Raw genomic sequence first — 13,808 nt, 5'->3', positions numbered from 1 at the left:
GAAAATAGAGTGAAAATTATTGCCATGATCCCTGCGCGTTATGCGGCTTCAAGATTCCCTGCTAAATTAATGCAAGATCTATCGGGTAAACCGGTTATTCTGCGCACGTATGAGGCTGCCGTACAAACGGGACTCTTCCATGAGGTATATGTTGTTACCGATAGTGATATCATTTATAATACAATCAAAAACGCTGGGGGTAAGGCCATCATGAGTATAAAAGAACACGATTGTGGAAGTGACCGTATCGCAGAGGCGGTTACGGACATGGATGTAGACATCATCGTAAATGTTCAAGGTGATGAGCCTTTTACCGATCGCGAAAGTTTAGCAGGTGTCCTGAAGGTTTTCAAAGATGACACCAAGTCGGAAATCGATCTAGCCTCGCTCATGGTACGCATCAATGATTGGGATGAAATAAACGACCCCAATACTGTTAAGGTTATTGTCGATAATCGTAATTTCGCCCTCTATTTTTCTAGGTCCCCAATACCGTATCCCAGGGATACCACTATTGAGGATCTATACTACAAGCATAAAGGTATATACGCTTTTAGAAAGCGTGCATTGATGGATTTTCAACGGTTACCCATGAAGCCTTTGGAGGCCAAGGAAAAGATTGAAGCCATTAGGTATTTGGAGTATGGAAAGAAAATAAAAATGGTTGAAACAAATATTTCCGGGATTGAAATAGATACCCCTGAAGATTTAAAAAAGGCCCAAGACGCATGGAAATAGATTTCAGTAACATTAAAGTAATCGGTTTTGATGCCGACGATACCCTGTGGGTAAATGAAACTTATTTTCGTGAGACCGAAGACCAGTTTGCCAATTTGCTTGAAAATTTTGAGACCAAAAACAAGATCGATCAAGAGCTCTTTAAAAAGGAAATGGAAAATTTGGAGCTTTATGGGTATGGCATTAAGGGTTTTATGCTTTCCATGATCGAATCTGCATTGGAATTATCGAATAATAAGGTTTCCCAAGCAACTATTCATGAAATCCTGAATCTTGGTAAAGGAATGATCGCCCGTCCTGTTGAATTATTGGATGGTGTAAAAGAAGTACTAAAGGCATTGAATAATAAATATCGCTTAATCGTATTGACCAAAGGTGATTTGTTGGATCAGGAACGAAAACTTGAAAAATCGGGGCTATCGAAATATTTTCACCATGTGGAGGTTTTAAGCGATAAAAAAGAAATAAATTATAAAAACCTGTTGGAACATCTAGAGATAGAAGTCGATGAGTTTTTAATGATCGGAAATTCCCTAAAATCTGATGTACTGCCTATACTGAATATCGGGGCCAAAGCGGTCCATGTCCCATTTCACACAACTTGGCAACATGAACAAGTTTCAATAGGGAACAACGAGTATGAATATTTGAAAATTAATGGTTTACGGGATATCCTAGACTATTTGAATTAATGCTATGGAGTTAAAGAATAAAACTAAAACAATAAACACCTTTCCGGGCCAAGAAGTTCAATATAAAAACTTTCCCATGGTTCCACGTGTGGTTTTTGGGAAAGGCAGTTTCGATGCTTTGGGGTCCATCTTGATGTCTAAAAGGAAACATTCCGATGCCCCTTTCATTTTTTTGGTTGACGATGTTTTTGAAGGCAAGGAATTAGTAGGGAGAATACCGGCTATATTCAATGACCTGATTATTTTTATCTCTGCCGATGAGGAACCCAAAACCGAACAGGTCGATGTGCTGGTACAAAAAGTCAAGGATGATTCTATGGAGCCACCGTCGGGGATTGTCGGTATTGGAGGGGGTACGGTCATGGATCTGGCAAAAGCCGTTGCCATAATGTTGAACAATGAAGGTAGCTCATCGGTATATCAAGGTTGGGATTTGGTAAAAAAACCATCCATTTATCATGTAGGTATTCCAACCATAAGTGGTACTGGGGCCGAAGTTTCACGGACAACAGTGCTTTTAGGTCCAGAAAAGAAGTTGGGGATTAATTCGGATTATACGACTTTTGACCAAGTAGTATTGGATCCCGACCTAACCTATGGAGTTTCAAAAAATCAATGGTTCTATACGGGAATGGACTGCTTTATCCATTGTGTGGAATCTTTAAATGGAACCTACTTGAATGCTTTTAGCCAAAGTTATGGTGAGAAGGCATTTGAGCTCTGCAAGGAAGTTTTTTTAGACGATTTGTCACCATGCGAATCCAGAGATAAGTTAATGATGGCTTCATGGCATGGTGGAATGAGTATTGCCTATTCCCAAGTAGGGGTTGCCCATGCCTTGAGTTATGGGCTTTCATATCTCTTAGGGGTAAAACATGGACTTGGTAATTGTCTTGTTTTTCAACATTTGGAGGAGTTTTACCCAGAAGGGGTAGCGATGTTCAATACCATCCGTGAAAAACATGAAATACGGTTGCCCGAAGGGATATGCGCGAATTTGTCCGATGGGGAATTTAATACCATGATAACAGTTGCCCTAAGTATGGAACCCTTATGGGAGAATGCTTTGGGAAAACAATGGAGAACTAGTATTACTCCCGCCAAACTGAAATCGATTTATCAAAAGATCTAAGTCACCTAAATGCATAAACTGGCCCAATTTATTTATTTCAGGTTACTTCGATGGAAGATTGAAGGGGAATTCCCCAAATTGAACAAGTGTATTGTAGCAGTCGTTCCACATACCAGTTGGATCGACTTTTTTTTGGGACTACTGATTCGAAGGGTCATAAACCAGGATATAAATTATATTGCCAAGAAAAGCCTTTTTAAGCCTCCTTTTGGTTGGTATTTTAAGTGGATGGGTGGAGCGCCCATCGACCGTAGCAAAAGCAGCGATACGGTGACTGCGATTGCTGCGATTTTTGACGAAAAGGAAGTATTTCGGTTGGCACTGTCCCCGGAAGGAACACGTAAGAAAGTTGACAAATGGAAAACGGGATTCTACTATATCGCCAAAGCGGCCAATGTACCGATAGTTTTGGTAGCCTTTGATTATGGCCACAAAAAAATCAAATTCTCCAAACCCTATGTGCCTACAGAAGATATGGAAGGGGACTTTAAGACGTATAAGGCGTTTTTTAAAGGTGTAGTAGGCAAAATCCCTGAATACACCTAAACCCTTACAAATTCAAAAGTTACACTGACCGATTCAAATGTGCCATCATTCTCGAAATCATATTCCCCTGTATCAAAACCTCCATTGATTCGTAAGGTTGTGGCAGTTAGGGTTGCCCCGTAGGTATCCCAATCGCCTGGGTAATCGTCCCACTCAATGGCGAAATACGAACTACCTTCCCATTCTTCCCAGAACATTTCTCCGCTAACCGTATATGCAGCTCGATCTACCGGATCAATGTTCATGGTGAACTTGCCACTACTTTGAACACTCATGGTTACGGTTCCCCCTTCGGCAATTAAGTCTATCGCCATATCATTGCCCGTGAAACCTGCCTTAGTGGCTTCCCAATTACCGGCAAGTTCACTAATGTTGAATGGTCCTTTTTTTACCAATGAATCTTCCTCCTTGCTGCAGGAGCAAACAACAAACAGAGCAAGTATTGTACTTAATACTATTGTTTTAATCGATGTTCCCATGACCCTATTCCTTTAAAATGAATTAATAATCTGAATTGCTATGTTATTACAGTCATGAAATTAGTAAGGCCTGAAAATATACACAATGATTTGTGTCACTGGGCGCGGGGTGATAATATGAAAAAGTCAAGAAGTACTTGACGTTTTTTATATGGATTGATGGTAGGTCGTTTTAGTAAAAACAGGCAAGCAATTATTCCTCCATGGTATGGTATACGTTCTGTATACCATGATATTGTATTTAAATAATTGATTTACAATAAATTGCGAAAATAAATATTGATATTTGTTCGATATTTGTTCGAAACTAGGATGTGAATCCGTTAAAAAATGGAATTCGTTTACTAGAAAATCAAAATTGCAAAAGAACCTATGGGTTGTAAAGGTTAAAAAGTATTACGAGTAATTCATAAATTCCTTTTAAACAAATTTACTTAAAATATGGTATTTCTAGGATTGATATAGGTGCTTTTTGAAACTCAAAAAGAATCTTTGAATTACCATAATGCCACCTATTTGGGTCAAACAGTGCCACTTTAAATCATCCTTTATTTGAACTTTAGAAAACTGAACTGAGGCTTTTTTACTAGATGTTTTATTCTCTCAATTGTTTAAGTTTATCAATTGCATGCTTATTTTCGGGATTTAACTCTAATGACTTCTTAAAGTTAGCAATAGCATTTTTATCATCTTGATTATAAAAATAAGCTAGGGCCAAACTATCATATAAGTTAGCCGATTTTGGATAGATATGAATAGCTAATAAAAATACATTTATACCTTGCTCCAACTTTCCAGCGTTAAATGATAATCGAATGCCTAGGTTGTTTAGCATACCCTCTTCAAGCTTAAGTGTTGGATGTTTTGCTACTGTATTTTCGTATAAGGGGATTAAATCTCGATGACCCTGATTGAGTGCCAAATCCTTGAAGTCATTATAATCAAACTCTTTTGTAAGTGATTTTTTTATTTTTTTCGAAACCAGGTTTTTCGAAATACCGTTTTTTTCAAGGCTGTTTTCAATAAATTCCTTTGCGCTCTCCTCATTTTTTAAGGTAGCATTTAAAAATTGTAAGGTGTGTTGAGATAGTAATTTGTAGGACGACATAATTTCAGCATCACTTTTGTCCTGTCTTTTGTCTCTATATGAGAATAAAACACCAATAGTACCAAAATGAGAATGTGTTAAGTCGTGGAATTTATAACTGTAGGCATTGCTATATTCTAAAGAATCGTACAGTTGGAATTTAGAATTCAATTCAGCAGGTATGTTATCCCTCGTTAGCACTTCTTCCGGTATATCTTTTTGAGCAAAATGGATATAAGGAACATTCAACCTATCTAAGTCAAAGTAAGGTGATTTTTCAAGTACAGGGTAATTATATCTGTCAGTTCCATCCAGGCTCACTAATGCACTTATGTTCTTATTTTTCATAACCGTTATGGCATTGGATAGTCCACCAAAACTAAAGCCCATGAGTGCTATTCTATCTAAGTCTATATATTCGTATTTCTGAATTTCTTTTAAAAGAAATTCTACATCCCTAAATTGTGTTTCCATATCTTTTGTAGTTCCTCCTTCTAACCATCTTGTATCTGTTCCTCTTGATGGACTTGATATCACCACGTAACCATTACTTGCCAAATATTCGAACAGTGCAAAATTTTCAATTGATGAGGCTTGATAGCTTGGTGCATAAACTATGACCGGAAATTTTTCTTCTGAAAAATTGGCATTCGACATAGCATTTACTGTTTCAGACAAATGGGCTCTATTTTGCGGAGTATCCCCCAATTGAGGAAACCAATCTAACAATAACTCGTTTGGCAAGTTTTTCGATTCTTCCTCTTCCTTTAAAATCTCCAAATAGTCTAAAACTGTTAATTGTTCAGAGTTGCTGTTTTCAGTGGTAGCCGGAAACCATATACTAATGGGAATCGGTCTATTTACGAGTTGATTATCAAAGTTATTTTCAATGCGATAAAGTCTTGTGCTATCGACCATTGTATAATGTTTGAAACCTACATTATACGCTCCTTTTTCTAGGTTTATTTCTTTTAAAGATGTCTGTCCTGTCAAAGAACATAATTGAAAAAGAACTATGGTGGCTAAAATTATTGTTCTCATCATTTAGGTATTAACATTCATTTTAAGAATCGTTTATTTGAACTTTGGTGAGCTGGGCTAGTGCTTTTCATAGGGCACATTGTTGGGCAGAGTTTTTTAATCAAATTGCCAACTATAATATGTTCTATTATTCCAGTTCGTTAGTGAAAACGAAACACCATCATTAGGAATGATATTTTCTGTTGCGAAATCAATTAATAATTGCCCTGCTACATCAAAGTCAGATACATTATTGTATTTAAAAAACCTCGAGGGCATATTTACCCAATGACCATCTGAAATTACTTGATATGGTATTCGACCTTCTCCATCAAATTCATATTCTGTAAATAAAGGATTGTTAATGAGTATATTCAAAAAATCATCATGAATATGCGTGTTATCAGTATTTGTTCCTCCGACGTATGCAAACGTGTTTTCAGGGTATCTAAATGTTTTACTATATAGAGAAGAGGTAAAATTGTTTATTATAACCGAAATAGAAACGACCTCATTATCTATTTCTATATTATAGGCGTCAATAATTTCTCCATTTATAAATACCAATTTATTTATATCTTCAGGAATATCAATGTATGAAGTCGCAGGGCCTCCATTCAAAAGGCATAAAATTGGTTCCTGTATTTCTTCAAATTTTATGGTTAATTCATTATCTGATACAGATTGAGATGTTAATATTCTATAGTTACCACAATGATATCTTTGCGTTGTATTTATACGAAGCTTTAATGATGGAGTCTCAGCTATATTTGATAAACTTGAATTTTCATATCTCTCTATTGGCATAAACTCAATATCTGTAGAAATAAAACTATCAATATTGTCATTTTCATTATCGCAAGCAGATAGTAATGCAACAAAACTTATCAATAAATAAAATCTGTTCATTTACTTTCTTTTTCTATAGATACAGTTTGTAGTTAAAGGTTGCATCAGAATTATGCCCAACTTGTTTATATACGTGTATAATACATCTTTATATGCCAATCATTGGCATGAATCCGATGAAAGGTTGCATCCTTTATTTGAACTTTGGTAACTACTGACAAACAAATATCTGTTTTTCCGATTTGTCATTAAATACTTCTTCTTCAAAACCTCCAAACTTATGAATAATATTAAAACCATTCCTTTCTAGGTATGAATCCAATTCTTGAGGAAAAAATAGTCTCATATCCAAATTTTGAATAGAATCAAACTCACCATTTATAAAATAATGCCAATCTATGCGATTGATCTGGGTTTTATTTTCATATCGCATTGTTTGCTTTATCAATACTTCCCTTCCATCTTTGGTGGTATATTTAGCAATTTCTTTTTGTTCTTTTTCACCATCAACAATAAATTGAATATTCGGATTAAAGCAATCCAACAGAAATAAACCTCCTTTTTTGAGATGTTTTTTCACAACGTTTAATGCCTTGAATAAATCTTCATTTTTATATAAATGATGTATTGAATTAAAAGGAATGAAAACAAGGTCGTATTTTTCCGGCAAATCCAAAGTTCTAATATCCGCTTCAATAAACTCAACCTCCAATCCTCCTTCGGAAGCTTTTGCTCTTGCTTGTTCAAGCATTGAAGAAGTGTGATCTATCCCAATAATATCATATCCATCCTTTGCAATTGGCAGTGTAAGTCTGCCTGTGCCACAGCAAAGCTCAAGTATGCGCGCATCCTTATTTTTTGGCATCCACCGCTTGTAAAATTGCAAATCGGCAAGGTCGGTGTTCATCCCATCATAAATATTCGCATCATAAATTAAATCCCCAACTTTATAATTGTTATTCATTTTGTCCTCGAATATCTATCCTTTATTTGAACTTTTACCTGTTGTTGTCTAAACATTATTCAATTGTCTTTATGATAAAAGCAGAACCTACACAAAGTGCTGAAAATTCCATAATTCCAACCATATAATAACCAAACCAACCAGTCTGAAATGCAATCCCTTGTAATATTCCAATAATAATCAGGGGAACTAACCATTTCTTTTTCTTTCGTGTAATAATATCTATAATTACCCCAATATATATCGCTATTGATGCAAAATAATTATGGATAGAAATGTATTCAGTAAAATATGAGCTAAATGTCGCTAAACTTATAAAACCTATACCTACAAACCATTTATTATAAAGAAGCCAACAACCTATTACCAGTAAAAAGAATGTATAGAAATAAACTCTAATGGTATCCATCCCCATTATTGAAGAGTAAGAAGATTGTCTATTCACGAGTAAATCTAAAAATCCTGTAACTACAAACCCAAACAATAATAAACCTGTTACCAGTTTGTTTATTGAATATTTTTTTAAAATCACATTGTTTTTCATCCTTTATTTGAACTTTGACATTTTTCCCCTTGCCTTTATTAAACCTTCTTTGAACTCTTTCAATTTTGGTTGAACATCACTTCTCCCTGTTGTAATTAGTGATTCAAAAACGTAGACGGCTTTTTCTAGAACTCGTATTTCGTCAGTCAACAACTTTCTCTTGCGATAAAGAACTGCCAATCTTCTATAAGGGAAGCTACCTTCGAAATTCTCACAGATGTTTGCTTCGTAAAGAGCCTTAGCTTCTAATACTCTACCTTCCTTTTCCAACTGTTTCCCAAGCAAATTTCTTTGAACCTGGGTATCGAATTGATTACTCATCCTTTATTTGAACTTTAGAGAACTGGACGAGAGCTTTTCATGGGACACGTCGTTGTGCGTACGAGCTTTTCTAAAATGTCTCACCAAGCTCTCTAAACATTTCAATTGTATTTAAAAAGCGAACATCAATTGGATTGCAAGCTTCAGGAATTTTAATTTTATTCTTACGAGTTGGCTGACTTTTTTCTTGTGTAACAAGGACTCTATTGTCTTTGTCTGCTAATGAGTAAGCAACAAGAAAAGCATCTGCTTCATCAGCATCAAGAAACTCATTTAGTGCATTTGGCAAATAATGATGATTCAATGAAATTGCCCAAGAAGTAACTCTTCCATATTCAGTCATAACTTCATCTGTGGATTTGAAAAAGTCTTCTGGCAAGTTAGCTTTACACCAAGCTTCTAGATCGTCATTTTTATCATATAGTTCAGCTTTTACTTTATCAATACTGATAATTCTACCAGTTTCAGCTAATTCCTTTACTTTGTTCCAAAAGCTATAAGCAATATCTAGCGGATAGTTCACTCTATGAGCTTGAATAAAGAAATTACTATCTACTACATAAACTGTCATACAAACTATATATGTTTAGAGAAAAAGGTTTGAAAAGTATCTCCTTTTAAACTAGTTAGTTTATAGGCATCTCTATATAATAGTTGACCAGTCTTTACTGCATTATTTATATGAGAAGCAAAAGTCACACTTAATCGTTTACGAGTAGTAGCGTAGAAGTTCCCACCAGAGGGTTGATTTTCTTTCTTTCTGAATTCTCTATTTAGATACTCGTTGTAGAATTCAAAGAATTCAGTTTTTGTTAATTTTCCTGTGTCCAATGCTCTTCTAGCAATCACTATTTCACTTACTTTGAAATATCGAGATGCACTCCTAATATTTGGATTGTTAATCCATTTTTCATTGAAAGTCTTTTCAGGAACAAGAAATTCAGCTGCAACTTGATCACAAAGAATTTCAATTGGGTCATCAGCTGGTTGAAGTTTTCGAAAGTCAAATCCTGCGCTGTGTCCTGTCCATATATGCGCCAATTCATGGACAATTGTAAACATTTGCGCAGATTTAGAATCTGCATTATTAATAAACATAAATGGTGCAATATCATCGACTAAAACGAATCCTCTACATTCATCAACTGGTATTTTTCTGTAACCATTGTTTTCAACAACACCATTAAAGACAGTTATGATTCCCTTGTCTTCGATGATTTCAACTAAATGATTTTGTGCTTCTTCCCAAGTTCCTAGTTGACTAGCCCAATTTTCAGATAATCCAAGAGTTTTGCGTATATCGTTGACTATCGCAGTAACATTAGTATTACCTTTATATTTTCCAACAAATGGAAGGTTTTCAAATTCGTTATCTTTTAAATAATCACGAAGCCAATCTTGTCTTTGTTGAATTAATAAAATTGTATCATAAACATTTAAACTAACTTTTTCATCTTGGTTCCCATTTGTTCTAAAAAATGGAATAGGAATGTTTTCGATCGGTGGCTCATGAAGAAACAAATAGCCAAAGGGCAGGTGAACTTTTTTAGAAAAAGCCTCAAGTTGTTTTACGGTTGGTTTTTTTTCTCCATTAATCCACTTTTCAAGATTGGGAACTTTTTCAGTGAACTCCGCCAAATCAAAGCCTGCTCGGGAAACAGCCCAAGTAAGCATATTAGCATCAATATTGATTTCAGTTCTCATATTCGGCTAAGATAATTATTATGAAAGATTATTTTCAGCATGTCACGTCCTAAAATACGGCTACAGATTAATACCTGTTTTTAAGTGGCATTTTGGCGAACGTAATTAGTTGTTTTATAATCTAAAGATAAATGTAATCTTTTGTTATTGTAAAACTTGATTTCATTTTTAGTAGCCTTTTTAGCTTGAACCACTCTAGTAAAGGTTTGGTCTAGATAGAATTCATCGTTTATTTGAACTTTTAAAACTGGACTAAGGCTTTTCATAGGAGATTTTGTTATGCCACATTATTTCTCCTTCTGCTTGTCCGCAATCAATGTTTTAAAAAAATCAGCCACCATCGAAGCACCCGTCTTTCCGTTATCGTCCATATTCGATAAAATGACGACCGTGTAGTTATCCTCCATAAAATCCATAAGTTCTCCACGAACCCCATACCAACCTCCACTATGTCCTTGAATTGTTTGGTTATACCTCAGGTCGACGTCAATGCCATATCCCAGATTTGTGTTGTAGCCTTTAACTTTTGGCTCGAACATTAATTCAGTTATTTCTTTCTTTAAGAGTTTACCATTTCTTAGAGCTTTCGAGAACTTGAACAAATCCTCAACGGTCGAATAATGGAATCCTGCGGACGATGCTTTTGAGAGGTAATATTCATTTCTTTTTGGGATATTGATTTCTCCAAAAAGAGTCGTGTATCCGCTTGCTTTGTTTCCCACGACAGAATCGATTTCCAACTCCCCCGTATTTTCCATTTCTGCTGGTATGAAAATGTTTTGTCTCACATAGTCATAATAATTCTGTCCGCTTACTTTCTCGATAATGAGACCAAGTATAATAAAACCTGACCCACTGTAATCGTATTTAGTTCCTGGTTTTGACAACAAAGTATCGTTTTCAAAACGTTGTGCAAAATCCGATACATTTTTGTATTTGAGATTATTGGTTTTCCAAAAATCTAAATCATTATTGTTTCCGGATGTATGTGTTAAAAGCTGGTGAATGGTGACTGAATCCCTGACCAGTTTGTTGGGATAGTCGGGAAGGTATTCCCCTATAGGCCGTTTAAGGCCTACTTTTCCCTTTTCATATAGTTGCAGGGTCGCAACTGCTGTTATCATTTTTGTAATCGAGGCAATATTGAATTTGGTATCTACTCTGTTTTTTATCCCAAATTCGATGCTTGCTAGTCCGTATGCTCTCTTTTCAATGATACTATCATTATATGCAACTAAGATTGCTCCAGAAAAATCACTTGGTTCTAAACTGTCCAGAAAATTTTTTATTCCGATGTTCTTTGATTGTCCAAAGGCCAACATTCCGATGAACAAAAAAATGGTGATATTATAAATTTTTAGTCTAATGTTCATTGGTTGATGTATTATTTTTAAATAAAGCCTGGCATTTTTGCAGCCTAAAACGCCTTAGGTTTTTTGTAAATTGTCCTATGCTTTTTTCCATTCTTCTTTAAGAATACTGTAAACGTAAGTTCCATCGCTTTCTCCATAAGATTGTATGTTGTAATTTCTTAAAAGACCCTCTTTAATGGCTCCGATCTTTTCTATTGCCCTTTGTGATTTCAAGTTTTTTATATCTATTTTAAACTCTACCCTTCTTAAGTTTAAATTGTCAAAACAATAATCTAGAAGAAGCCCTTTGCAAATTGCATTAATACCAGTTCCCTGAAATTTTTCACCAATCCATGTCCACCCTATTTCTAATCTTTTATTTTGAAAACTAATATTTCCAAACATTGTTAACCCTATTGGATTATTATTTTCCTTACTTATAATTATTAGGGGGTAAAGTTCTTTTTCTTTCTTTGAATTTATACAAAAGTTAAAATATTCCGTTAAATCATTTCTGTTTTTTACTCTTGCTCCAAATTCTCCTAATTCTTTATTATAGCTTATAGATTCTATTTTGTCAATATCATTGATGGATAAAGGACGCAATAAAATTGACTCGTTTTCAAGAATCAGTTCAGATGAGAAAATTTTTTCTAAGTTCATATTAATTTGGCATAACAGATTGGCTCGTATTTTAAGAATCTTTATTTGAACTTTCTAGATCTTGTGGGTTTTGGCCAATCGATAATACGAATCATCTGGATTACTGTGATAGACCACAACAAAGGCGGTTTTCACATCATAATTTTTTCCGACTTCAACAAGATACCTACTTTCATGTCAGAATAATAATCGACCTCAAATTTTTTCATTTTCATATAGTGTTATCATTTAGAGCTCTGTCCAGTTGGTCAGAGCTCTTTTTGATTTTATCGTTTATTTGAACATTTAAATCGGCTGGGTCATGATTTCACACGCCTTGGGCGTAATGAATTATAGTCATTTTTGTGTTTAGTTCTTTAACTCCGTTTTGATATAAGCGTCAAATTCATTCCTTTCAATTCCCAATTTTTTATTTAGAAAATCAAAAAAGGCATCATTAGAACCACCGGATTTATGAAATTCCTCCACGTTCCCTCCTTCAATCTGTAATGCCTCTAAAAGGCCCTCAACTCCATAATTTTCGTAAATCTCTTTCATTAGAAACCCTCCAATAACGTATCTAAAGTCAGTTTTGTGTTCTCCGTTAGGAATTACCGTATCCAATTTGTCTATGTCCGATAAGTCAAAATTCGGTTTGCTTTCTAAAAATATTCGTAGTTTTTCCAGATGCCAATCCAAGGAATAACCTCCACTTCCACCATAAAAAGTTGCTATTCCTTCACCAATCCAAAAATGATAATCCTTTGGTACCAAGTCAAAAGTGTAAAGATGTACCAATTCATGGGGATAGTATTCTGAATTATTCCCAGAATAAATTAGTTTGTTTTGCACGCTTGCAACTCCGCCAGTTTGATTAGGGATATACATCCTTTTCATGTATTCATAGCCCCATATGTCCACAATATCACGTGCATTATTTGCAACGAAGTAGTCAAATTCAATAGGTTCCATATCAAACTCTTTAGCCATGAAAACATTGAAATCGTTCATTTTTTTGGCTTTTTCGATGTCGAATTTGTGAAAAGGGTGTACGTAATAATTTATATTACCAATTTTATGGTGTTCCAAAACACTTTTGAAGTACTCGGCACTACTGATTAGCAGATACTTGTCATTGAATTTTTTAGCATAAACCGATGTGATCGTGTCTAAGTGAATCTCTCCATTATCGTCAATATGGGTAAAAGCACTTTTTAAGGCATAAAAATCATTTTCAGCCGGGAATACACCGATTATCTTACATTGGACTTTATATTTTCTAGAATTTAAGTTTTGAACTCCGACTGCCCATAGATATTCGTCAGGTATTTTCATATCATCAAAAGACCAATACGGGGACCGGTCATCTTGAAATTTACCTTCCAATAAATAACTTTTCCATAATTCGATTATTTGCTTTTCTGGAGCGTCTTCGGCATTGATTACTTCACTGCCAGTAAAAAAAATAATACCGGAACCGGATTTCAATTCTTCATTTTCAACTTGGGCATAGCCGATTTGTAGGATTAGTGCAAATGATAGTAATAGTATTTTTTCCATGGTTTTAAATTTAAACACAACCTAAATATATGGTCATTCATAATATTCCATTATATATTTGATCCTTTATTTGAACTTTGTGAAGTTCTCGTGTATGAAAAGTACGTCTTTTTTTATGGACGTTTTTTCTAGCCGTTTTTTTGTTTTTAAAGTACGGGAGAACTCAAATATAGAGAAA

The 13,808-nt window shown here is 34.8% G+C and carries 16 protein-coding genes; 4 read left to right on the top strand and 12 right to left on the bottom strand.

The genetic code is table 11. The annotated features are described in order from the left end of the window. Nucleotides 1–24: 24 nt before the first annotated feature. Genes kdsB through HPE63_RS14910 form a run of 4 tightly spaced genes read left to right on the top strand, consistent with a single transcriptional unit; the run spans nucleotide 25 to nucleotide 3,108 of the window. Nucleotides 25–738: a 3-deoxy-manno-octulosonate cytidylyltransferase gene (kdsB, locus tag HPE63_RS14925; protein WP_188315285.1), complete on the top strand. Its 714-nt coding sequence runs from the start codon at nucleotides 25–27 to the stop codon at nucleotides 736–738. Next, complete coding sequence (locus HPE63_RS14920; protein ID WP_188315089.1) at nucleotides 729–1,430, top strand: HAD family hydrolase; 702 nt, start codon at nucleotides 729–731, stop codon at nucleotides 1,428–1,430. The genes kdsB and HPE63_RS14920 overlap by 10 nt, the downstream gene beginning before the upstream one ends. 4 nt (nucleotides 1,431–1,434) lie before the next feature. Further along, a complete protein-coding gene (locus HPE63_RS14915) occupies nucleotides 1,435–2,562 on the top strand; it encodes an iron-containing alcohol dehydrogenase family protein (RefSeq protein WP_188315088.1) in 1,128 nt (375 codons plus the stop codon). A gap of 9 nt (nucleotides 2,563–2,571) precedes the next feature. Next, a complete protein-coding gene (locus HPE63_RS14910) occupies nucleotides 2,572–3,108 on the top strand; it encodes a 1-acyl-sn-glycerol-3-phosphate acyltransferase (RefSeq protein WP_188315087.1) in 537 nt (178 codons plus the stop codon). On the opposite strand, the gene HPE63_RS14905 is transcribed toward HPE63_RS14910, so the two are convergent. From HPE63_RS14905 to HPE63_RS14850, 12 genes are all read right to left on the bottom strand, one after another. Further along, nucleotides 3,105–3,587, bottom strand: coding sequence for a hypothetical protein (locus tag HPE63_RS14905; protein ID WP_188315086.1), 483 nt, complete (start codon nucleotides 3,585–3,587; stop codon nucleotides 3,105–3,107). The genes HPE63_RS14910 and HPE63_RS14905 overlap by 4 nt on opposite strands. Before the next feature lie 595 nt (nucleotides 3,588–4,182). Continuing rightward, nucleotides 4,183–5,715, bottom strand: coding sequence for a prolyl oligopeptidase family serine peptidase (locus HPE63_RS14900; protein ID WP_188315085.1), 1,533 nt, complete (start codon nucleotides 5,713–5,715; stop codon nucleotides 4,183–4,185). A 96-nt stretch (nucleotides 5,716–5,811) separates the two neighbouring features. Continuing rightward, nucleotides 5,812–6,603, bottom strand: a complete 792-nt coding sequence (locus tag HPE63_RS14895; RefSeq protein ID WP_188315084.1) for a hypothetical protein — start codon at nucleotides 6,601–6,603, stop codon at nucleotides 5,812–5,814. Nucleotides 6,604–6,754: 151 nt separating this feature from the next. Next, nucleotides 6,755–7,507, bottom strand: a complete 753-nt coding sequence (locus HPE63_RS14890; RefSeq protein ID WP_188315083.1) for a class I SAM-dependent methyltransferase — start codon at nucleotides 7,505–7,507, stop codon at nucleotides 6,755–6,757. A gap of 55 nt (nucleotides 7,508–7,562) precedes the next feature. After that, entirely contained in the window at nucleotides 7,563–8,051 is a 489-nt protein-coding gene (locus HPE63_RS14885; protein WP_188315082.1) for a hypothetical protein, read from the bottom strand. A gap of 3 nt (nucleotides 8,052–8,054) precedes the next feature. Continuing rightward, nucleotides 8,055–8,372, bottom strand: a complete 318-nt coding sequence (locus tag HPE63_RS14880) for a hypothetical protein (protein WP_188315081.1) — start codon at nucleotides 8,370–8,372, stop codon at nucleotides 8,055–8,057. A gap of 70 nt (nucleotides 8,373–8,442) precedes the next feature. Continuing rightward, entirely contained in the window at nucleotides 8,443–8,943 is a 501-nt protein-coding gene (locus HPE63_RS14875; protein WP_188315080.1) for a DUF4411 family protein, read from the bottom strand. Nucleotides 8,944–8,948: 5 nt separating this feature from the next. Beyond that, nucleotides 8,949–10,076, bottom strand: coding sequence for an ImmA/IrrE family metallo-endopeptidase (locus HPE63_RS14870; protein WP_188315079.1), 1,128 nt, complete (start codon nucleotides 10,074–10,076; stop codon nucleotides 8,949–8,951). 80 nt (nucleotides 10,077–10,156) lie between these two features. Next, nucleotides 10,157–10,342 (bottom strand): IS3 family transposase, encoded by a 186-nt coding sequence (locus HPE63_RS14865; RefSeq protein WP_188315078.1) that lies wholly within the window; start codon nucleotides 10,340–10,342, stop codon nucleotides 10,157–10,159. Nucleotides 10,343–10,363: 21 nt separating this feature from the next. After that, the gene (locus HPE63_RS14860; RefSeq protein WP_188315077.1) at nucleotides 10,364–11,449 is read right to left on the bottom strand and encodes a serine hydrolase domain-containing protein; all 1,086 of its coding nucleotides are present in this window, start codon (nucleotides 11,447–11,449) and stop codon (nucleotides 10,364–10,366) included. 75 nt (nucleotides 11,450–11,524) lie between these two features. Further along, a complete protein-coding gene (locus tag HPE63_RS14855; RefSeq protein WP_188315076.1) occupies nucleotides 11,525–12,091 on the bottom strand; it encodes a GNAT family N-acetyltransferase in 567 nt (188 codons plus the stop codon). Nucleotides 12,092–12,439: 348 nt separating this feature from the next. Then, a complete protein-coding gene (locus HPE63_RS14850) occupies nucleotides 12,440–13,630 on the bottom strand; it encodes a hypothetical protein (RefSeq protein WP_188315075.1) in 1,191 nt (396 codons plus the stop codon). Nucleotides 13,631–13,808 lie beyond the last annotated feature (178 nt).

It is taken from the genome of Maribacter arenosus (genome assembly GCF_014610845.1).
GTDB classification, from domain to species: domain Bacteria; phylum Bacteroidota; class Bacteroidia; order Flavobacteriales; family Flavobacteriaceae; genus Maribacter_A; species Maribacter_A arenosus.
This window is presented reverse-complemented; position numbering and strand designations above follow the sequence as displayed.